Below are 401 nucleotides of genomic sequence, written 5' to 3'. Positions count from 1 at the left end.
AGTCGGCTCGGCACTTGTCAGCGTTTCGGCCGCGGCCCAGCAGTTTTCCGCGGACATTGCCACGATGCGCGGTGAACAGGCTGCGCGTATCGGAAGTGTGCGTGTGTCGGAAAACAAGGTGAGGATAGAGACGGCCGATTTTGCCGATGGCTTCTTTCTGGTCGAAGTTGCGACGCCTGCTGCCTATTTCGTGCGCCCGCGCGCGAAGGTGTTCATGGACGCACGGCAATCAACTCCGCTGACGCGGATGTTCGTTCCAGTTGATCCCGACGAGCCCTGCCGGCAATGGCAGATGATGGCGTCCCTGGCGGCGCCGGTGGATCCCGACACCTGGCACTGCGGGCGCGACGGGGAGGGGATGGTCGGAGATCGCAAGGCGGACATCTATCGGATCACTGCTG

At 62.8% G+C, this 401-nt stretch carries 1 pseudogene; it reads left to right on the top strand.

The features are described 5' to 3' along the window. Positions 1-401 (top strand): annotated as a pseudogene (locus tag I6F36_RS39245) (hypothetical protein); the annotation flags it as partial.

Origin of the sequence: Bradyrhizobium sp. BRP19, from assembly GCF_020194195.1 — a bacterium.
GTDB classification, from domain to species: domain Bacteria; phylum Pseudomonadota; class Alphaproteobacteria; order Rhizobiales; family Xanthobacteraceae; genus Bradyrhizobium; species Bradyrhizobium yuanmingense.
The sequence above is the reverse complement of the archived record's forward strand: the minus strand, read 5'-3'. Positions and strand labels throughout refer to the sequence as shown.